The sequence below is a fragment of the Paracoccus rhizosphaerae genome, from assembly GCF_026162645.1.
Taxonomy (GTDB): Bacteria; Pseudomonadota; Alphaproteobacteria; order Rhodobacterales; family Rhodobacteraceae; genus Paracoccus; species Paracoccus rhizosphaerae.
Genome location: NZ_JAOTBE010000061.1, coordinates 1 through 19,547, shown reverse-complemented (window position 1 = coordinate 19,547; position 19,547 = coordinate 1). Strand labels below are relative to the sequence as shown.

Genomic DNA, 19,547 nt, shown 5'->3' with positions numbered 1-19,547 from the left:
CAACGGCTTCTACAACCCGCGGCGCCGACACTCTGCATTGGGCTGGAAATCACCCGTGGCCTTCGAAAACAAGGCCGCCTAACATGAGCACGAGACCGGAACGGAACCGGGACAGGTCCAATTCTCGCCATACTCGGCACCAGTCCTGGTGCCGACCTCCATCTCCATGAGCCGCTCGGCGGCGAAGCGTCGACCGCATGGGTCGACCATCTCGCGCGAGCCAGGTCTGCATCCCCGCTCTTCTCGACGACCGCGCGGAGGTCCATCATCGGTTTGGTCATCGGGTCTATCCCTCGGTTCAGGTTGGTGCCAGCAACCCGACCCCACCGAGAAACCCGATGGCCACCGACACCTACACCACGCTCCGGGACGTCATCAGCTCGCGGCCTGACTGGAGCCAAGTTGCATGCCCGGAGCGCGCTGCTCGGCGGTTTCCACCACATTCGCGGCACAACCATCCTTTCATGGCTCAACCCATTGTTGAGCACAGAAAATCGCATTTCAGGATAGCGCCTCCCCGATCGCCCGGCCCCAGTGATGGGCACTGGCGCAGGCCTCCATAGCCACTATGCAAGGAGCCTGTGCCGCCATGAACTTCAACAGCTGCGCCCGGGAGAGCTTCCGGCGGAAGACCACCGCTCCTCAGCTGCCGCGCCACGCGCCTGAAACACGTTCCTGGCCACAATCAGGCCGATGATGCTGATCTCTCCAATGGACGCTCCCTTTCGAAGCAGTGCTTCAACCCCCGCCACCATGGCACATTGATGCCGCCGGAAAGCCTCCACCCCATCGACTACATCCCTCCCGAAGGGCCTTGCGAACCGAGGCCTGAGCACAATCTCCTGATGCCGATGGCAAAGGCGGCCGAGCGGGCTTCGTTGGGACAAGATGCACGGGCGGAACGACAAGGGCCGTAGCAGCGGACGACACATCCTGGCCTTGATGATCTCGCCATCATCACCACGTTTCCGCGGCCAGAGACTTCGCCAACCGAGGCGAGGGCATGTCTGTGGTGGCCGAATTCGCCGGCGGTGCCGGGACGGGACGTTCACCGCTGGCCCGCCGGTCATGTGCTGTCCTGCCACTATGACCGGGGAGCGCCGCCTTTTCGCATTCCATGGTCGGCAGCCCTGAAAGGCTCGGGCCGCTAACGGTCCTTTAGAAATCTATACCGGGTGATCGCGCGGAACTCGGTTCGGGGCCGCAGGACGATGTCGGGGAAGTCGGGCTGGTTCGACGCGTCGGGCCATTGCTGCGCCTCGAGCGCAAGACCCGCATGCGGGCCATAGACCCGTCCTTCCAGCCCTGGCACGTCGTCCAGTTGCACCCCGTCATAGAACTGCAGCCCCGTCGCGGTTGTCAGGACCTCCATCGACAGACCGTTGCGGCCGGTCACCCGCGCGACGGGCCTGAGGGGTTGGGGCTTGCGCGAAAGGCAGAAATTGTGATCGAAGCCGTCGCTGCCGATGAAGCGAGGCTCGCGGAAATCAAAGGGCGTAGCTTCGACAGGCTCGATCCGGCCGGTGGGGATCAGGTCCCTGTCGACGGGCAGATACTCGGCCGCATCGATGGTCAGCCGGTGGCGGCGAATGTCTCCCTGGCCGTCGAGGTTGAAGTAGCCGTGATGTGTCAAGTTGCAGGGCGTCGCCCGGTCGGTGACGGCCGACAGATCGATGCAGAGCGCGCCCTCGGACAGGGCGATGACGGCAGTGATCCGCAGCGTGCCGGGAAAGCCCATGTGGCCGTCCGGCAGGACCAGGCACATCGTCACCCAGTCTGGCGCCACCGCCGCGACCTGCCACAGTTGCACATCGGTCCCGTCAGATCCGCCATGCAGGGTGTGACGGCCGCGAAAGTTGCGATCGGTGCGATAGCGCGTGCCGTCCAGCCGAAAGCACGCGTCGCCGATCCGGTTCGCGACCCGGCCGACGATGGCGCCCATGAACCGGCCGCGGTCCAGATAATCTGCCACGTCGGGGCAACCCAGCACCAGCGGGTGATCGACCCCGTCCAGCCGCAGGTCCTGCACGATGGCGCCAAGCGTCAGCACGCGCGCGCTCAGCGCGCCGTCGCGCAGGGTCACGGCCCCGACGCTGCGGCCATCGGGCAGCGTGCCGGCGGGGGCGATCACAGGATCACCCGAGGTTCGGGCAGGCCGGGGAACGGCGCGCGCACCAGATAGGGAAGGCCCTGCAGCGCGTCCGGCGTCTCGATCCCCTCTTTCGCGGTGGTCACCAGCATGTCACGCATGTCGTCACCTCCGAAGGCGGGGCAGCTGCTGTGGCGGCCGGGCACCGCAATTTCGTGCGTCTGGCGTCCGTTCGGGTCATAGCGGCGCACGGCGCCCCTGCCCCACAGCGCGCAGCAGACCCCCCCCTCGGCATCGACGACGGCGCCGTCGGGATTGGCACCTTCGGACGACAGGTCCAGAAACAGCTGCGCCGGACCCTCGGGCCAGCCATCGGCGTCCAACGGCTGCCGCCAGACGGTCGCAGCCTTGGTGCAAGAATAATGCGCCGTCCGACCATCCGGCGAGAAGCAGATCCCGTTCGAGATGGTCAGCCCCTCGACAATGCGCCGCACATCTCCCCGGTAATAGCGATAGATCGATCCGCGACCGGCTTCCGCGGACTTGCCCATCGTGCTGAACCAGAAGCCGCCCTGGCGGTCGGCGCGCCCGTCATTGGACCGGGTGCCGGGATCATCGGCCTCGATGGCGGCAACCTCGGACAGGCCACCGTCCCGCAGGTCCAGAAGCGCCAGCCCCATCTCCGTCGCAATCAGCAGGCGGTCGTAGTCGACCCATCCCGCGGCCGAGGCCATGCGGTCGAACCGCCACTCGCGCGACCGCGCGCCCTCGCGCGACAGCAGGCGGCGGTTCAGGATGTCGAACCAGAAGAACTGCCGACGCTCAGGGTGCCACAGCGGGCCTTCGCCCAGTTCGCAGGGCCGGTCGTCATAGGCGTTCATGCGGCACCTCCGGCCAGACGGCTGCCGGACAGCTTCAGCAGCCCCTTCTGCAGCAGGATGAAGACCAGCAGCAGCAGGCCGATCACGATCTTGGTCCACCAGCTGGACAGCGATCCGTCAAAGACGATGTAGGTCTGGATCAGGCCCATCGTCAGCACCCCGACCAGCGTTCCGAATACATAGCCCGCGCCGCCTGTCAGCAGCGTGCCGCCGATGACCACGGCCGCAATGGCCGTCAGTTCGGTTCCCACCGTCGCCAGCGAATAGCCCGATCCGGTATAGACCGAGAACACGATCCCTGACAGCCCCGCCATTGCGCCCGAAAACGCATAGACCAGCACCGTCGTCCGCCCCTGCCGGACCCCCATCAGCCGCGCGGTCTGTTCGCCGCCGCCAAGCGCATAGACGCTGGCTCCGAACCGTGTGCGGTGCGCGATCACCATGCCAAGCACCACGACCAGCAGCATCAACACCCCGATCAGCGTCAGCCGCCCCTTGCCCGGCATCAGGTAATAAGCCCCCTGAAGCGTCTGGTAGAACGGGTGCTGGATCGGCACCGACTGGATCGACAGCATGTAGGCTGCCCCGCGTGCCAGGAACATCCCGGCCAGCGTGACGATGAAGGCGGGCATCGCCAGCCGGTCGATGAGGAAACCCATCCCCGCGCCGAAGGCGGTGGTCAGCAGCAGCAGCAGGGCGAAGACGACCAGCGGATGCAGGCCCGTGTCCCGCAGCACCACGGCGATGAACACGCCCGAGAAGGCGATGACCGACCCCACGGACAGGTCGATCCCTCCCGACAGGATCACCAGCGTCATGCCGACCGCCACGATGCCCAGATAGGCGTTGTCGGTTAGCAGGTTTCCGACGACCCTTGTCGACAGGATATTCGGGAACTGGGTCCAGGCCAGCAGATAGGCCAGCAGGAAGATGGCGATCGTCGCATAGAGCGGCAGCGCACGAGTGTTCATGTCCGCCTCCTTTCACGGGGCTGGACGCGGTGGCTTTCGCGCCACAGGTTCCACTCGGCCGCGATGCGGGGCGATTGCAGGACCAGGATGATCAGCACCAAGGCCGCCTTGATGACAAGATTGTATTCTGACGGAAAGCCCGCCAGCAGGATGCCTGTGCCGATGGTCTGGATGATCAGCGCCCCCAGGATGGACGCAACGATCGAGAAGCGCCCGCCCATCAGCGAATTTCCCCCGATGACGACTGCCAGGATGGCGTCAAGCTCCAGCCAGAGCCCGGCGTTGTTGGCGTCGGCGCCGCGGATGTCGGCGGTCTCGACGATGCCAGCCAGCGCCGCGCAGAGGCCCGAAAGGACATAGACTGCGATCAGCAGCAGGGTCGCATTGACGCCCGCCAGCGCCGAAGCGCGTCGGTTGACGCCCACCGACTCGATCAGCAGGCCAAGCGCGGTGCGACGCACGGCAAGACCCACCGCGGCGGCGGTCAGGATCCAGATCCAGGTGGGCACCGGCAGGCCCAGAAGGACGCCGGACCCCAGCCAGGCGAAGCCCGGATCGCTGAAGGTCAGGATGCGGCCCTCGGTGATCAGCTGCGCGACGCCCCGACCCATGGTCATCAGGATCAGCGTGGCCACGAAGGGCTGGATGCCGACCACGGCCACCAGCACCCCGTTCCACAGCCCGGCCACCGCCCCTGCCGCCAGCGCAACCAGCAGTGCCGGCACCAGGCCCAGCCCCGACGATATCGACAGTGCCGCCGCCGCGCCGCAGATTGCCATGATGGCGCCGACCGACAGATCGATCCCGCGCGTGGCAATGACCAGCGTCATTCCCACCGCCAAGAGCGCCACCGGAGCGCCCCGCTTCAGCACGTCGATCACCGGGCCGACCAGCCGCCCGCCGCTGACGTCCACTGCCAGGAAGCCGGGGAAGAACAGCGAGACCAACGCGATCAGCGCTGCAAGGGCGATCAACTGGGGCGCGATACGTGTCAGCAGGGTCATGCGGCGGCCTCGTCGTCGGCGGCGATGGCGCGCATGATCCGGTCGCCGGTAACCTCGGCGCCGGTCAGTTCAGCGACGTGGCGGCGGTCGCGCAGCACGATCACGCGGTCGGCCACGGCGACAAGCTCGTCGATTTCGCTGCTGATGATCAGGACGGACATGCCCTGCGCGGTCAGGTCCTCGATCAGGCGCAGGATCTCGGCATGGGCGCCGACGTCGATGCCGCGCGTGGGCTCGTCCAGGATCAGAAATCGCGGGTTCATCGCCAGCCAGCGGGCCAGGACCGCCTTTTGCTGATTGCCGCCCGACAGCTCTCCGATCGGCTTTTCGCGGTCAGAGGTGCGGATGTCCAGCTTGCGGATATAGTCGTCGGCCAAGCGGTTCTGTTCCGCCCGCGGGATGGGCCGGGACCAGCCGCGGCGCGCCTGCAGTCCCAGGATGATGTTCTCGCGGATCGAGAGGCTGGCCACGATGCCGTCCGTCTTGCGGTCCTCGGGGGCGAAGCCGAAGCCCGCGCCGATGGCCGCGCGGGGGTTGCGCAGATCCAGCGGACCGTCGGCGTCACGCGCCTGCCCGTCCTGGGACTGCCGCAGCCCGAACAGCATCTCGGCCGTTTCGGTGCGCCCCGACCCCAGAAGCCCCGCCAGGCCCACGACTTCGCCCTGCCCCACGGTCAGGTCGAAGGGCTGGATTACGCCGGCGCGGCCGATGCCGTCGAACTGCAGCATCGGCGCCTTGATCTCGCCATCGGTAGCGGTGCCAGTCACCTCATGTTCCAGCGCCCGGCCGAGCATGTGCTCGATCAGCGACATCCGGTCCAGGTTCGCGGTCCGCTCGGTCACGATCTTGCGACCGTTGCGCAGGATGGTCACGCGGTCCGTCAATTCAAACACCTGGTCGAGGAAATGCGATACGAAAATGATGCCCAGGCCCCGGTCGCGCAGGTCCCGCACCACGTCGAAGACCATCTCGACCTCTCGGCGGTCGAGGCTGGCTGTGGGTTCGTCCAGGATCAGCACCTTACCCGACAGCGACACCGCGCGGGCGATCGCCACGATCTGCTGGATCGCCACGGAATAGGTGCCGAGGTCGCGGCCCACGTCGATCCCCAGCCCGTATTGCCGCAGCATGGCTTCTGCCTCGGCGCGGGTGCGGCGGCTGTCGATCAGGCCGAAGCGCCGCGGCTCTCGGCCGAACATCAGGTTCTGGGCCACGGGCAGGTTGGGCAGCAGGTTCACCTCTTGATAGACGGTGCCAATCCCCAGCTCCTGCGCCTGCCCTGTCGATTTGGGGTCGATGGGGGCGCCGTCCAGCGTGATCGCGCCCCCGTCTCGCTGATAGGCGCCCGTCAGGCACTTGATCAGCGTGGACTTGCCGGCCCCGTTCTCGCCCAGAAGGGCGTGGATTTCGCCGGCGGCGATGTCCAGATCGACGCCGTCCAGCGCCAGGGTGCCCGGAAACACCTTGGTCAGCGACCTGATCGACAGCAGCATGGTTCCCCCTCCCCGTCGCAGGGCCAGGGGGCGGATGCCCCCCGGCCGCCGCCTGTCAATAGCCCAGATCCTTGCGGCGATCGTATTCGCCCTGCGGGTCGTCGGCCTGGGTATAGAGTTTCGATTCCGTCTGGATGAACTTCTCGGGCATGGTGCCGTCCGCCCAATAGGCCGCCAGCGCATCGAAGGCGGGTCCGGCCATGTTCGGGGTCAGTTCGACCGTGGCATTCGCCTCTCCGGCGGCCATGGCCTGGAAGATGTCGGGCACCGCGTCGATCGAGACGATCAGGATGTCCTCTCCGGGCTTCAGGCCGGCCTCCTTGATGGCCTGGATGGCGCCCACGGCCATGTCGTCGTTGTGGGCATAAAGCGCGCAGATGTCCTGCCCGCCGTTCTCGGCCTGAAGGAAGCTCTCCATGACCTCCTTGCCTTGGGCACGGGTGAAATCGCCCGTCTGGCTGCGAACGATCTCGATGTTGTCATGGCCCTCAATGGCGTTCTCAAAGCCGGTCTTGCGGTCGATGGCGGGGCTGGACCCGGTCGTGCCCTGCAGCTCGACCACGCGGCACTCTTCTCCGGCGACCTCGTCGACCAGCCACTGGCCGGCTACCTCGCCCTCGTGCACCAAGTCCGATCCTACGGCCGTCAGGTAGAGGTCATCTGCACTGTCCACCTGGCGGTCCAGCAGCACGACCGGGATCTCGGCCTCCTGCGCCTCTTGCAGGACCGAATCCCAGCCCGTCGCCACGACCGGCGCCAGCAGAATGGCGTCGACGCCCTGCGCGATGAAGGACCGGATCGCGGCGATCTGGTTCTCCTGCCGTTGCTGCGCGTCCGAGAACTGCAGCTGGATGCCGCGTTCCTCGGCCTGCTGGCGGGTCAGCGTCGTCTCAGCCGCACGCCAGCCCGATTCCGAACCGATCTGCGAAAAGCCAACGACCTCGCCCTCGGCCATGGCGGCGCCCGTCGAAACGGCCAGCGCGGCAGCGGTCATCATCAGTGTCTTCCGTGTCATCTTGTTCCTCCCTTGTTGTGGTTTCGCGACTTTTCCTCCGTCAGTCGCGCAGATCCCCGGGCAGCAGGGCTTCGGGGATGTTCTGGAAGCAGACCGGGCGCAGGAAGCGCCGGATCGCCAGGGTTCCGACGCTTGTGGCGCCGAAATTCGTCGAGGCGGGATAAGGGCCGCCATGCACCATTGCATCGGAGACCTCGACCCCGGTTGGCCAGCCGTTGGCCAGCACCCGACCGGCCTTGCGTTCCAGCACGGGCATCAGCCTGCGGGCCAGGTCTGTGTCGGCATCGTCCATCTGCAGCGTCGCAGTCAGCTGACCCTCCAGTCCCTGTGCCAAGGTCAGCATCTGATCGTCCGTGTCCACGGTGACGACCAGACCGAGCGGGCCGAAGACCTCTTCGCCAAGCGCGTGGTCGGCCAGATACTCCTCGGACGTGCAGCGCAGCAGGCTGGGACGCGCGGTCCGGCCGTCGGTTTCGGGCCGAATGACGGCAGTGGCGCGATCGGCCAGCCGCGCAGCGCCGGTGCGATAGGCCTCGGCGATGCCGTCAGACAGCATCACCTGTGCCGGCGCATTCCGCAGCGCCGCGGTGGCGGCGGCCAGTAAATCGTCGGCCTGGTCGCGGTGCAGGACCAGCAGGCCGGGATTGGTGCAGAACTGTCCAGCGCCCATGGTCAGGCTGGCAGCCCACCCTTCGGCAATCTGCGCGCCACGGGCGGCCAGCGCCTGCGGCAGCACGAAACACGGGTTGACGCTGCCCAGTTCGCCGAAGAAGGGGATCGGCTCGGGCCGGGCGGCGCACAGATCGAAGAGAGCCCGGCCCCCGCGCAGGCTGCCGGTGAAGCCCACGGCCTTGATCAGCGGATGCTGAACCAGCGCCTGCCCGACCTCGTGCGTGTCGCCGTGGATGAAGGAAAACACGCCCGCCGGCATCCCGCAGTCGCGGATCGCCGCGTCGACGGCCTCTGCCACGATCTGGCCGGTGCCGGGATGGGCGGGATGGCCCTTCACCACGACCGGGCAGCCCGCCGCCAGCGCCGCGGCCGTGTCGCCCCCCGCCGTCGAGAAGGCCAGTGGAAAGTTCGACGCGCCGAAGACGGCGACCGGTCCGATGGGCCGCTGGATCATCCGCAGGTCAGGGCGTGGCAGCGGCTGGCGGTCGGGCATGGCCGCGTCATGGCGGCGGTCCAGGTAGGCTCCCTCGCGGATATGCGCCGCGAACAGCCGCAGTTGGCCGGTGGTGCGGCCACGCTCGCCCTGAAGGCGGGCCTCCGGCAGGCCGGTTTCCTCGGATCCGACGCGGGTGATCGCATCGGCGCGCGCCTCGATCTGGTCGGCGATGGCGTCCAGGAAATCGGCACGCGCTGTGCGTGTGGTCGCGGCGTAATCCGCGAACGCGGCCTCGGCGGCCTGTGCCGCCTGATCGACAAGCGCCGCTGTTCCCGATGCGAAATCCCGTGCAGAGCCGCTGGCCGGCGAAGACCGGAAGCTGCCCTCTCCTCCGATCCAGTCGCCGGCGATCAGGTGCTGTCCGCGGATGTGCTGGTTCATGGGGTCTCCTTCAGAACTCAAACGGCTCGACGACATTGCGCCTGCCAAGGGTAAAGGCATCAGCCACCAGCACCATGGGCGACAGGTCGGCATCCGATGCCCCATCGCGCACCAGCCCGGCCATGCGGGCATAGAGCGCGGGATATTCCTGCATGATGTCATCCTGCCCTTCGACCGGCCGGCCGTCGACCTCCAGGATGTTGCCGCCCATGCGCAGGGTCAGCGTGCCGCCGTCGGTCTGCAGGTCGATGTCCCAGGTCTGCGGGCCATCCTGGCGGAAGTCCAGGTCGACCTCGATCCCTTGGCTCAGTGACATGCGCGCCGCGATGGGGGCCTGGCGGTTGGCGGGCACGTCCAGTTCCGCGCCGGTCAGGTGGACGGGCGTTGGCAGGATCTCGGTCAGGATCGACAGGCCATTGATGCCGGGATCGAAGACACCCATGCCGCCTGCCTCGAAGATCCAGTCCTGGCCGGGGTGCCACTTGCGCACGTCCTCTCGCCAGGTGATGCGCCCGGATTGCACGCTGCGGCCCGCCAGCCACACTCTGGCTGCCGCGACTCCAAGCGCCATGCGCGAATGCCAGGTGGCGAAGATCGACACACCAGCGTCACGCGCCATCCGCTGCAGGATGTGGACCTCGGAGAGGGTCGCGCCCGGAGGCTTTTCAAGCATCAGGTGCCGGCCCGCGCGCAGCACCGCCTGTGCGGCGGCAAATCGCGGCACGGGCGGCAGGCAGAGGCTGACGGCCTCGACCTGGGGATGCGCGGCCAGCATGTCGTCGATGCCGGTGAAGGACGGCACGCCGTCGACCGTCCCGTGACGCGACACGGTCGCCGCCAGCGTCCAGTCGGGGCTAGCCCTCAGCGCCGGGACGTGCTGGTCCAGAGCGATCTTTCCGATGCCGACAAGTGCGATCTGCATCAGTGGCTGTCCTTTCCGACAGGATTGCCGCGGCATCCCTTCAGGAAGTCCATGTCGGCGCCGGTATCGGCGCCCATCACGTGCTGCTGGTGCAGCCAGGCATAGCCGCTGGTCGGCTGGTCCGGCAGGGGCTGCCAGGCCGCCAGACGCTCGGCGAGCTCTGCGTCGCTGATCGCCAAGTGCAGGCGGCGGTTCGGCACGTCCAGCTCGATCATGTCGCCGTCGCGGACCACCGCCAGCGGGCCGCCGGCCGCAGCCTCGGGCGAGGTGTGCAGGACCACGGTCCCGTAGGCCGTCCCGGACATGCGCGCGTCGCTGATGCGCACCATGTCGGTGATGCCCTTTCTCAGCACCTTCGGCGGCAGGCCCATGTTGCCGACCTCGGCCATGCCGGGATAGCCCCTGGGCCCGCAGTTCTTCAGGACCATCACGCAGGTCTCGTCGATGTCCAGCGTCTCGTCGTTGATCTTGGCCTTATAGTCGTCGATGTCCTCGAAGACGACGGCGCGGCCGCGATGGACCAGCAGGTGCGGGCTGGCGGCCGAGGGTTTCAGCACCGCCCCCGACGGTGCCAGATTGCCGCGCAGCACGGCGATGCCGCCTTGGGCGGTCAGCGGGTTGTCGGCAGGGCGGATCACGTCCTCGTTCCAGTTGACGACGTCCTTGACCTCCTCCCAGATAGTCGTGCCGCTGACGGTCAGCGCGTCCTTGTGCAGCTGTCCCGCCTCGGCCAGGCGCTTGATGACGACGGGCAGGCCGCCGGCATAGAAGAACTCCTCCATAAGATACTTGCCCGATGGCATCAGGTTCACGATCGTCGCGACGTCGCGGCCAAGCCGGTCCCAGTCATCCAGCGTGATGTCCACGCCGACCCGGCCCGCCATGGCCAGAAGGTGGATGACCCCATTGGTCGACCCGCCGACCGCGCCGTTGACGCGGATCGCGTTTTCGAAGGCTTGGCGTGTCATGATGTCCGACGGCTTGAGGTCGTCCTTGACCATCTGCACGATGCGCCGCCCCGACAGCTGCGCCATCACGCGGCGGCGGCTGTCCACCGCGGGGATCGCGGCATTGCCCGACAGCGCCATGCCAAGCGCCTCGGCCATCGAGGCCATGGTGCTGGCGGTGCCCATCGTGTTGCAGGTCCCGGTCGAACGGGACATCGACGCCTCGGCCTCCAGAAACTCGTCCTGGGTCATCTCTCCGGCCTTAACGGCTTCCGAGAATTTCCAGAGATGTGTGCCGGAACCAACTCGCTCTCCACGGAAATATCCGTTCAGCATGGGCCCGCCGGTGACGACAATCGACGGGATGTCGCAGCTGGCCGCCGCCATCATGAGGCTGGGCGTGGTCTTGTCGCAGCCGACCAGAAGGACGGCGCCATCCATTGGCTGTCCGCGAATGGTTTCTTCGATCGCCAGCGACGCCAGGTTGCGAAACATCATGGCGCTTGGGCGAAAGGTGTTCTCGGACGCGGAAAAGACCGGCACCTCGACGGGAAAGCCGCCGGCTTCCCAAACGCCGGCCTTCACCTTCTCGGCCAGTTCGCGCAGGTGGCCGTTGCAGGGCGTCAGATCGGACCAGGTATTGAGGATGCCGATGATCGGGCGTCCGTCAAACAGATCATGGGGATAGCCCTGATTCTTCATCCAGCCTCGATGATAAATCGTGTCGCGGGACGTGCCTCCGTACCATTCCTGAGAACGCAGTTTCCGGGGCCAGGGGGCTGGGGTAAAGCTCATCTTCGGACCTTAGAGGGCTGCGACCGCGACAGGCGTCGGGTCGGCATCGTGTTGCAAAAGGCTGTTCCGCAGCGGCAGGCCGAAGTCGGCGCACTCGATCTGGAACATGTCGCCGTCCTGGGTCGTGATCCCATCGGCGAAGGACAGGGTGGCGGTGCCGAAGAAATGCACATGCACATCGCCCGGCTGGCGGAACAGCTCGTACTTGAAGTGATGGTGTTCCAGGTTCGCCAAGCTGTGTGACATGTTCGCCTCACCCGACAGGAAGGGCTTTTCCCAGACCGTCCTGCCGTCGCGGATCAGGCGGCTGGTGCCCTCGACATGGGCCGGCAGGTCGCCCACCCGCATCTCGGGGCCGAAGCTGGCGGGGCGCAGCTTGGAATGCGCCAGCCACAGATAGTTGCCACGTTCCGTCACGTGGTCGGAAAACTCGTTCGCCAGCGCAAAGCCAAGCCGCACAGGCCGCCCGTCGAGCGCAATGACGTAGAGGCCGGCGATCTCGGGCTCTTCGCCCGCATCCTCGGCAAAACCGGGCGACACCAGCGCCGCCCCGGGCGCGACGGCCGCATGACCGTTGCCCTTGTAGAACCATTCAGGCTGCGCGCCGACCCGGCCCGCATCCGGCCTGCCGCCGTCGAGGCCCAAGCGGAACATCTTCATGCTGTCGGTCATGTTTTCGGCCGCGCCCTGATGCATCGCGTCACGGGCTGCGGCCGACCCAAGATGCGTCAGGCCCGTGCCGGTCAGGTGCAGATGCGCAGGATCGGGATGGTCTAGCGGCAACAGCAGGCGCCCCTCCTCCAGCGCGGCAACCAGATCGACCCCCTCCCCTTGGCCACGGGCCTCGACTTCGGCGACCAGACCGCGGCCGGCCTTCAGCGCATCCAGCGCCAGGTCGCGGGTCGTGGTGGCGCCGGGCACCAGACGGACGGTGTCACCGGTGCGGGCGGCGACGGCGCGGGTGCCGTCGGGTAGTGTCAGCTGGGACAGCCACATGATCAGGCCTCTCGGTTCTTGTTGTAGACGTCGAAGACGACGGCAGCCAGCAGCACCAGGCCCTTGATGACCTGCTGATAGTCGATGCCGATCCCCATGATCGACATGCCGTTGTTCATCACGCCCATGATGAAGGCGCCGACGACGGCACCCACGATCTTGCCCACGCCACCGGACATCGAGGCCCCGCCGATGAAGACGGCGGCGATGACGTCCAGCTCGACCGCAAAGCCGGCCTTGGGGGTGGCGGTGTTCAGGCGGGCCGCGAAGATCAGACCGGCCAGTGCGGCCAGCAGGCCCATGTTCACGAAGACCAGGAAGGTCAGACGTTCGGTCCTGATGCCCGACAGCTTGGCGGCCTTGGCGTTGCCGCCGACCGCATAGACGCGGCGGCCGATGGTCGTCCGCTCGGTCAGGAATACATAGACGACGGTCAGGATCACCATCGACAGCAGCACGTTCGGCAGGCCCCGGAACCAGGCCAGCTTCCAGGTCACGAACAGCAGCGCCGCCGCGACGATGGCATTGCGCAGGACGAAGAGGCCAAAGGGCTCGTCCTCGATCCCGTAGCGGGCATTGCGGGCGCGGGTGCGCATTCCTTGCCAGACGATCAGCAGGACTGCGACGGCGCCTACCGCCAGTGCCAGGCCGTTCGGGCGCCCGATGCCGAACAGATCGGGGATAAAGCCTGTGGACAGAGCCTGAAAGCTGTTCGGGAAAGGTCCGATAGACTGCCCGGCCAGCAGCCACAGCGACAGCCCGCGAAAGACCAGCATCCCGGCCAGCGTGACGATGAAGGACGGGATCTTCCAGTAGGCGACGAAATATCCCTGAACCGCGCCGATGGCGATGCCCGCCAGCAGGCATGCGCCCATGGCCAGCCACACGGGCATCCCCCAGCTGACGATCATCACCGCTGCCAATGCGCCGATGAAGCCCATGACAGACCCCACTGACAAGTCGATATGGCCCGCGACGATCACCAGCAGCATGCCAAGCGCCATGATGATGATATAGCTGTTCTGCAAGAACAGGTTGGTGATGTTCACCGGACGCAGCAGCACGCCGCCCGTCACGACCTGGAAGAAGGCCATGATCGCGATCAACGCGAACAGCAGCCCGTATTCGCGGATGTGCTTGGTGATATAGTCGCCGATGCCGATGCCCGGCGCGCGTTCGGTCTGTTCCACCGCTGCCCCTTCCTATTCCCTGACGATCAGCGACATGATCGCTTCCTGACTGGCCCTGTGACCCTCCAGCTCTCCGACAAAGCGGCCTTCGTTCATCACATAGATCCGGTCGCACATGCCAAGCAGTTCAGGCATTTCCGAGGAAATCATGACGACGGCCTTACCTTCGCGGCTGAGGTCGTTGATGATGCTGTATATTTCGTATTTTGCGCCCACGTCGATGCCGCGCGTCGGTTCGTCCAGGATCAGCACCTCGGGGTTCGTGAACAGCCACTTGGACAGCACGACCTTTTGTTGATTTCCGCCCGAAAGGTTCATGACCTTCTGAAAGACCGAGGGCGTGCGGATGCGCAGCGTGCGGCGGTATCCCTCGGCCACCTCGGTCTCGCGCGCCTCGTCAACGACGCCGCGGGTCGCTACGGCGTCAAGGTTCGCAAGTACGGTGTTCCTGCGGATCGTCTCGTCCAGGATCAGGCCCAGGGTTTTGCGGTCCTCGGTAACGTAGGCAAGGCCCGCCTTGATCGCGCGGTCCACGGTCGACAGGTCGACCGGCTGCCCGTGCATCAGCGCCTGCCCGGATATGCCGCGCCCCCAGCTTTCGCCGAAAACGCTCATCGCCAGTTCTGTCCGGCCCGAACCCATGAGGCCTGCGATGCCCACGACTTCGCCCGCCCTGACAGTCATCGACAGGTCACGGATCATCTGGCGGTCGCGATGGTCGCGGTGCCAGACGTTCCAGTTCTTCAGCTCGAACACGACCTCGCCTGCGCGCCGTTCGCGTTCGGGATAACGGTTCGCCATGTCCCGACCGACCATGTCGCGCACGATCCGGTCCTCGGTCAGATCGCCCCCGCGCGCATCAATGGTGCTGATCGAGGCGCCGTCGCGGATCACCGTCACGCTGTCGGCCACGCGGCGGACCTCGTTCAGCTTGTGGCTGATGATGATGCTGGTGACGCCCTGAGCCTTCAGCTCCAGCAGCAGATCCAGCAGCGCCTGGCTGTCGCTTTCCGACAGCGCAGCAGTCGGTTCGTCCAGGATCAGCAGGCGGACGTTCTTGGACAGCGCCTTGGCGATTTCGACCAGCTGCTGCTGTCCGACGCCCAGGCTGTCGACCAGCTGGCCCGGCGTCGCCCGCAGTCCGACCTTGGCCAGCAGCGCCTCGGTCTGGCTGAAGGTCTGGGGCCAGTCGATCACCCCGCGCGTGGCGCGTTCGTTGCCAAGAAAGATGTTTTCCGCAACGGTCAGCTGCGGCACCAGAGCCAGTTCCTGGTGGATGATGATGATGCCGCGATCCTCGCTGTCGCGGATGGTGCGGAAATCGGCGACCTGGCCGTCGAAGACGATCTGCCCGTCGTAGCTGCCGGTCGGATAGACACCCGACAACACCTTCATCAGCGTCGACTTGCCTGCACCGTTTTCGCCGCAGATGGCGTGGATCTCGCCCTCGCGGACCTCCAGGCTGACGTTGTCCAACGCCTTGACGCCCGGAAAGGTCTTGCTGATACGGCGCATTTCAAGAAGCGCGGTCATGGCCGGTTCCTTTCAAGGGCCGCCCTTCGCGGGCGGCCCGCAGCCTTACTGGATCTGGTCGGCGCTGTAGTAGCCGCTGTCGACCAGCACCTGCTGCCAGTTCGACTTGTCGACCGGCACCGGCTCCAGCAGATAGGACGGCACCACCTTGACGCCGTTGTCATAGGTCTCGGTGTCGTTGATCTCGGGCTCGCCGCCCTTCAGCATCGCGTCGACCATGCCGACCGTGACGCGGGCCAGTTCGCGGGTATCCTTGAAGACGGTGGAATACTGCTCGTCGGCCAAGATCGACTTCACCGACTGCACCTCGGCGTCCTGCCCGGTCACGATGGGCATCTTCATGTCGCCCGAGCCGTAGCCTACGCCCTTCAGCGATGACAGGATGCCGATGGACAGTCCGTCATAGGGCGACAGAACGCCATGGACCTGCTGGTTGGTGTAGTTGGCCGACAGAAGGTTATCCATGCGCGACTGCGCCACGGCGCCGTCCCAACGCAGCGTGCCCACCGTGTCCATGCCGGTCTGGCCCGACGGGATGGCGATCTTGCCCTCGTCGATCAACGGCTGCAGGACGGACATCGCGCCGTCATAGAAGAAATAGGCGTTGTTGTCGTCGGGGCTGCCGCCGAACAGTTCGACGTTCCACGGCTGCTGGTCGGGGAAGCGTTCCTCGAGGCCCTTCACAAGCGAATTCGCCTGCTCGACGCCGACCTTGAAGTTGTCGAAGGTGGCGTAATAGTCGACGTCCGGCGTGTCGCGGATCAGGCGGTCATAGGCGATGACCTTGATGTCGGACGCGGCCGCGTTGGCCAGCGCGTTCGACAGCGTCGTGCCGTCGATGGCGGCGATCACCAGCACGTCCACGCCCTTGGTGATCATGTTCTCGACCTGGGCCAGCTGGTTGGGAATGTCGTCCTCGGCATATTGCAAGTCGGTGTCGTAGCCCGCGTCCTGGAACTGCTTGACCATGTTGTTGCCGTCGTCGATCCAGCGCGCCGACGACTTGGTCGGCATCGAGATGCCGATGGTTTCGGCCATAGCCCCGGTTGCAAGCCAGGAAACGCCGATCGCAAGCGCGATGGCCGTCGATTTCAATGCCATATCATCCCCTCCAGGCGGTTCGATGCCGCCGATCTCCACCTGCCTCTCCCTAAGGCATGTTTCACACTAGCAACTGCGCGACATGATGGTAAATTGACTTAAATCGCAATTCGCATAGCAGGATTGATATGTCTCTGGCCCCGCTTCGGCTGATGCTCAAGCCCGCTCAGTTGCGGCTGATCCTGGAAATCGCCGATACGGGCCAGCTTCAGCAGGCGGCGCTGACCTGCGGTCTGACGCAGCCCGCCGCATCCCGCATGCTGGCCGAGACCGAGCGTCAGCTGGGCGCGGCGCTGTTCCTGCGCCAGCCCAAGGGCATGTCGCCGACCGAAATCGGGCTGAACGTCCTGCGCCGCGCTGGCGTGATCCTGCACGAGATGCAGGCCATGGCCGCCGATGTCAGCGCCCTGAGCGACGGGCTGGCGGGTTCCGTGCATGTCGGCGCCGTCACCGGCCCGGCGGTCGATTACCTCGTCGCCGCCATACGGGAGGTCAAGCAGCACGCCCCCGAGGCCGATGTCACTGTCGACGTCATGCCCTCGCGCGAATTGCTGACGCACCTGACAGCGGGCGAGATGGACTTCGTCCTGGCCCGCATCCTGCCCGATTTCGACAGCCGAGACTTCGTCATCCATCCCATGCGGGACGAGGAGGTGACCTTCCTGGTCAGGACGGGGCATCCGCTGGTCGGCCCGGAGGTTGTCGGGTTCGGCGATCTGTCTGGCCGCGAATGGATCATGCAGCAGCGCGGCGCGCCGATCCGGCAGGCCACGCTGGAAGCCTTCGCCGCCGAAGGCCTGCCCGAGCCTCGGAACGTCGTTAACAGCCCGTCGCTGCTGTTCACCCTCTCCTATCTGGCGCAGAGCGATGCCATCGCCCCCCTGTCCGCCGAGGTTGCGCAGCTGTTGACCGGGCCATCGGTCGGCGCCAGATTCCGGCGTCTGGCGATCGACCGGGACATCCGCGTTCCACCTTACTACATGCTGAACCTGCGACGCCGCCCCCTGTCGCCGCTGGCACAGAGGTTGAAGGCGACGGTCATCCAGAAAGTGTCGCGCCAAGACACCGAGGAACCTGAAATTCGCGCCCAAACGGACTGGTCTTGATCGCCCCCAGCAGCTAGGTGCTGGACGCAAACCGGGCAGAGGAAACGGCATGCAGGAATATCTGGACCAGCTGCGGCACGTGATGGCGCATGGCATCGCCTCGACCGACAGGACGGGGACGGGCACGCTGCGCAGCATCGGGCGGTCGATGCGCTTCGACCTGTCGCAGGGCTTTCCGCTGGTCACGACCAAGCGCGTACACCTGAAGTCGATCATCCACGAGCTGCTGTGGTTCCTGTCCGGCGATACCAACATCGGCTATTTGCGGGAGAATGGCGTCACGATCTGGGACGAATGGGCGGACGAGAACGGCGACCTCGGGCCCGTCTACGGCCACCAGTGGCGCCGCTTCGGGCTGAGCGCTGGCGAAGAGGTTCGCCCCGAAAGCGACCAGATCCTGAACCTGATGCGGATGATCCGCGAACAGCCCGACAGCCGCCGCCTGATTGTCAGCGGCTGGAACCCACGCGACCTGTCGCGGATGGCGCTGCCGCCCTGCCACACGCTGTGGCATGTCCTGATCCTCGACGGAAAGCTGAACCTGATCCTCTATCAGCGGTCGGGCGACATGTTCTTGGGCGTTCCCTTCAACATCGCCAGCTATGCGCTGCTGACGCTGATGCTGGCGCATGTGTCGGGCTATGAGCCCGGAGAGTTCATCCATCACATCGGCGATGCGCATATCTATGCCAACCACGTCGACCAGGTGCGCGAACAGCTGACCCGCGCGCCAAGGCCCCAGCCCCGGATGCGCTTTGCCCGCCAGGTCACCGATCTGCTGGACTTCCGCTACGACGACTTCGTGCTGGAAGGCTATGATCCCCATCCCGCCATCAAGGCCCCCGTCGCCGTCTGAGAGAGGTGCCCATGCTGACCCTGATCGCCGCCATGGATCGCAATCGGGCCATCGGCCGGGCCAACACGATCCCCTGGCACCTGCCCGAGGACATGGCCTTCTTCAAACGCACCACGACGGGGAATAGCGTCATCATGGGCCGCAAGACCTGGGACAGCCTGCCGAAGCGCCCGCTTCCGGGGCGCGACAACATCGTGCTGTCTCGAAGCCCGCAAACGGGGACCGAGGTTCCCTGGCTGGACATGCCGGGCGCGCTGCGCCTGATCCAAGCGGACCCCGGCCGTCAGGTCTTCTGCATCGGCGGGGCCGAAATCTATCGCCAGATGCTGCCCCACGCCGACCGCATCCTGCTGACGCAGGCAGATCTGGAGGTCGAGGGCGCAGATGCCTGGTTCCCACCGCTCGATCCCGCCGCCTGGACCGAAGTCGGGCGAACCACCCTGCGGACCGAGGCCCCCCGCTGCGACCTGATCGAGCTTCGCCGGACATGACACGCCTTGCGCCCCAGCTGCGGCGGAGTTCGGGACGAATCCAAGGCTGACCATCCGCCAGCCGGCGTCCCCCGGCGGCACCTTTTCTTTCGCACCGCATTCCAGCCCTAAGCCGGGGAACGAGAAGCTGTCGTCTAGCACATCCCTAGGCTGGCCGACAGGCGCATGACCGCGTCGTGGCGTCCGTGCCGGGTGAAGATCCCTTGATTTGATTCACGGGGAATGTCTGGCGGCACCGTCATACTGACCTGTAGCAGGCCCTGGCTTGTGGCATGGTCGGACCTGAAGGCGTTTTGCTCGTCCTCGGTCACGGTCGACAGGATCCCGGCTAGGCTCCAGATGCCGTAACGGGGCCTGCGCAGCAACCCGCCCGTTACCGTTGCCAAGGCGAGGGCCAGTTGGCGCCATTCCCGTATTGTATCCATCGGGAGGACTGCGGGATGAAGCTGTTTGTCGGACTGGACGTATCACTGGAGAAGACTGCGATCTGCGTCATCAGCGAGCATGGGAAGATCGTGAGGGAGGCGCAGGCGGCCAGCGAGCCGGAAGCGCTGGCGCGCTGGATTAGGGACTTTGACGGCACCATCGCCGTCGTTGACCTCGAAGCC

General features: G+C 66.1%; 16 protein-coding genes and 3 pseudogenes. 4 read left to right on the top strand and 15 right to left on the bottom strand.

Annotated features, from left to right (window positions below; all coding sequences use genetic code 11):
* Positions 1 to 123 precede the first annotated feature (123 nt).
* The 15 genes and pseudogenes from OC184_RS16170 to chvE all read right to left on the bottom strand — a co-directional run.
* Positions 124 to 281 (bottom strand): annotated as a pseudogene (locus OC184_RS16170) (IS256 family transposase); the annotation flags it as partial.
* A gap of 232 nt (positions 282 to 513) precedes the next feature.
* Positions 514 to 755 (bottom strand): annotated as a pseudogene (locus OC184_RS20535) (hypothetical protein); the annotation flags it as partial.
* Positions 756 to 1,147: 392 nt separating this feature from the next.
* Positions 1,148 to 2,131 (bottom strand): aldose epimerase family protein, encoded by a 984-nt coding sequence (locus OC184_RS16165; RefSeq protein ID WP_265508203.1) that lies wholly within the window; start codon positions 2,129 to 2,131, stop codon positions 1,148 to 1,150.
* Positions 2,128 to 2,970: an SMP-30/gluconolactonase/LRE family protein gene (locus OC184_RS16160; RefSeq protein WP_265508202.1), complete on the bottom strand. Its 843-nt coding sequence runs from the start codon at positions 2,968 to 2,970 to the stop codon at positions 2,128 to 2,130. Before OC184_RS16160 ends, OC184_RS16165 begins: the two co-directional genes overlap by 4 nt.
* Positions 2,967 to 3,941: a galactofuranose ABC transporter, permease protein YjfF gene (yjfF, locus tag OC184_RS16155; protein ID WP_265508201.1), complete on the bottom strand. Its 975-nt coding sequence runs from the start codon at positions 3,939 to 3,941 to the stop codon at positions 2,967 to 2,969. Before yjfF ends, OC184_RS16160 begins: the two co-directional genes overlap by 4 nt.
* Positions 3,938 to 4,945, bottom strand: coding sequence for an ABC transporter permease (locus OC184_RS16150; protein WP_265508200.1), 1,008 nt, complete (start codon positions 4,943 to 4,945; stop codon positions 3,938 to 3,940). Before OC184_RS16150 ends, yjfF begins: the two co-directional genes overlap by 4 nt.
* A complete protein-coding gene (locus OC184_RS16145) occupies positions 4,942 to 6,438 on the bottom strand; it encodes a sugar ABC transporter ATP-binding protein (protein WP_265508199.1) in 1,497 nt (498 codons plus the stop codon). Before OC184_RS16145 ends, OC184_RS16150 begins: the two co-directional genes overlap by 4 nt.
* A gap of 55 nt (positions 6,439 to 6,493) precedes the next feature.
* Positions 6,494 to 7,453, bottom strand: coding sequence for a galactofuranose ABC transporter, galactofuranose-binding protein YtfQ (gene ytfQ / locus OC184_RS16140; RefSeq protein ID WP_265508198.1), 960 nt, complete (start codon positions 7,451 to 7,453; stop codon positions 6,494 to 6,496).
* Between the two features lie 40 nt (positions 7,454 to 7,493).
* Complete coding sequence (locus OC184_RS16135; protein WP_265508197.1) at positions 7,494 to 9,002, bottom strand: aldehyde dehydrogenase (NADP(+)); 1,509 nt, start codon at positions 9,000 to 9,002, stop codon at positions 7,494 to 7,496.
* 10 nt (positions 9,003 to 9,012) lie between these two features.
* Positions 9,013 to 9,924, bottom strand: coding sequence for a Gfo/Idh/MocA family protein (locus tag OC184_RS16130; protein WP_265508196.1), 912 nt, complete (start codon positions 9,922 to 9,924; stop codon positions 9,013 to 9,015).
* On the bottom strand, positions 9,924 to 11,666 hold the full coding sequence (araD, locus tag OC184_RS16125) for an L-arabinonate dehydratase (RefSeq protein WP_265508195.1): 1,743 nt from the start codon (positions 11,664 to 11,666) through the stop codon (positions 9,924 to 9,926). The genes OC184_RS16130 and araD overlap by 1 nt, the downstream gene beginning before the upstream one ends.
* Before the next feature lie 9 nt (positions 11,667 to 11,675).
* Positions 11,676 to 12,662 carry an AraD1 family protein gene (gene araD1, locus OC184_RS16120; protein WP_265508194.1) on the bottom strand — a complete coding sequence of 329 codons (987 nt, stop codon included), beginning with the start codon at positions 12,660 to 12,662 and terminating at the stop codon, positions 11,676 to 11,678.
* Positions 12,663 to 12,664: 2 nt separating this feature from the next.
* Positions 12,665 to 13,852 carry a multiple monosaccharide ABC transporter permease gene (mmsB, locus tag OC184_RS16115; protein WP_265508193.1) on the bottom strand — a complete coding sequence of 396 codons (1,188 nt, stop codon included), beginning with the start codon at positions 13,850 to 13,852 and terminating at the stop codon, positions 12,665 to 12,667.
* Between the two features lie 12 nt (positions 13,853 to 13,864).
* Positions 13,865 to 15,385, bottom strand: coding sequence for a multiple monosaccharide ABC transporter ATP-binding protein (gene mmsA, locus OC184_RS16110; RefSeq protein WP_265508192.1), 1,521 nt, complete (start codon positions 15,383 to 15,385; stop codon positions 13,865 to 13,867).
* A gap of 45 nt (positions 15,386 to 15,430) precedes the next feature.
* Positions 15,431 to 16,486, bottom strand: a complete 1,056-nt coding sequence (gene chvE, locus OC184_RS16105) for a multiple monosaccharide ABC transporter substrate-binding protein (RefSeq protein WP_322630218.1) — start codon at positions 16,484 to 16,486, stop codon at positions 15,431 to 15,433.
* A gap of 128 nt (positions 16,487 to 16,614) precedes the next feature.
* Between chvE and OC184_RS16100 the strand changes: the two genes are divergently transcribed.
* The 4 genes and pseudogenes from OC184_RS16100 to OC184_RS20725 form a co-directional block, all read left to right on the top strand.
* On the top strand, positions 16,615 to 17,592 hold the full coding sequence (locus OC184_RS16100; protein WP_265508191.1) for a LysR family transcriptional regulator: 978 nt from the start codon (positions 16,615 to 16,617) through the stop codon (positions 17,590 to 17,592).
* 49 nt (positions 17,593 to 17,641) lie between these two features.
* Positions 17,642 to 18,448: a thymidylate synthase gene (locus OC184_RS16095; protein WP_265508190.1), complete on the top strand. Its 807-nt coding sequence runs from the start codon at positions 17,642 to 17,644 to the stop codon at positions 18,446 to 18,448.
* A gap of 11 nt (positions 18,449 to 18,459) precedes the next feature.
* Complete coding sequence (locus OC184_RS16090) at positions 18,460 to 18,939, top strand: dihydrofolate reductase (protein WP_265508189.1); 480 nt, start codon at positions 18,460 to 18,462, stop codon at positions 18,937 to 18,939.
* A 440-nt stretch (positions 18,940 to 19,379) separates the two neighbouring features.
* Positions 19,380 to 19,547, top strand: a pseudogene (locus tag OC184_RS20725) (IS110 family transposase); the annotation flags it as partial.

Excerpts from the sequence above, each read along its gene's own strand:
- araD (WP_265508195.1), bottom strand. The coding sequence starts at position 11,666 with ATGAGCTTTACCCCAGCCCCCTGGCCCCGGAAACTGCGTTCTCAGGAA.
- ytfQ (WP_265508198.1), bottom strand. The coding sequence starts at position 7,453 with ATGACACGGAAGACACTGATGATGACCGCTGCCGCGCTGGCCGTTTCG.
- OC184_RS16130 (WP_265508196.1), bottom strand. The coding sequence starts at position 9,924 with ATGCAGATCGCACTTGTCGGCATCGGAAAGATCGCTCTGGACCAGCAC.
- OC184_RS16150 (WP_265508200.1), bottom strand. The coding sequence starts at position 4,945 with ATGACCCTGCTGACACGTATCGCGCCCCAGTTGATCGCCCTTGCAGCG.
- yjfF (WP_265508201.1), bottom strand. The coding sequence starts at position 3,941 with ATGAACACTCGTGCGCTGCCGCTCTATGCGACGATCGCCATCTTCCTG.
- OC184_RS16095 (WP_265508190.1), top strand. The coding sequence starts at position 17,642 with ATGCAGGAATATCTGGACCAGCTGCGGCACGTGATGGCGCATGGCATC.
- chvE (WP_322630218.1), bottom strand. The coding sequence starts at position 16,486 with ATGGCATTGAAATCGACGGCCATCGCGCTTGCGATCGGCGTTTCCTGG.
- mmsA (WP_265508192.1), bottom strand. The coding sequence starts at position 15,385 with ATGACCGCGCTTCTTGAAATGCGCCGTATCAGCAAGACCTTTCCGGGC.
- OC184_RS16145 (WP_265508199.1), bottom strand. The coding sequence starts at position 6,438 with ATGCTGCTGTCGATCAGGTCGCTGACCAAGGTGTTTCCGGGCACCCTG.
- OC184_RS16135 (WP_265508197.1), bottom strand. The coding sequence starts at position 9,002 with ATGAACCAGCACATCCGCGGACAGCACCTGATCGCCGGCGACTGGATC.
- OC184_RS16090 (WP_265508189.1), top strand. The coding sequence starts at position 18,460 with ATGCTGACCCTGATCGCCGCCATGGATCGCAATCGGGCCATCGGCCGG.
- OC184_RS16160 (WP_265508202.1), bottom strand. The coding sequence starts at position 2,970 with ATGAACGCCTATGACGACCGGCCCTGCGAACTGGGCGAAGGCCCGCTG.
- OC184_RS16100 (WP_265508191.1), top strand. The coding sequence starts at position 16,615 with ATGTCTCTGGCCCCGCTTCGGCTGATGCTCAAGCCCGCTCAGTTGCGG.
- araD1 (WP_265508194.1), bottom strand. The coding sequence starts at position 12,662 with ATGTGGCTGTCCCAGCTGACACTACCCGACGGCACCCGCGCCGTCGCC.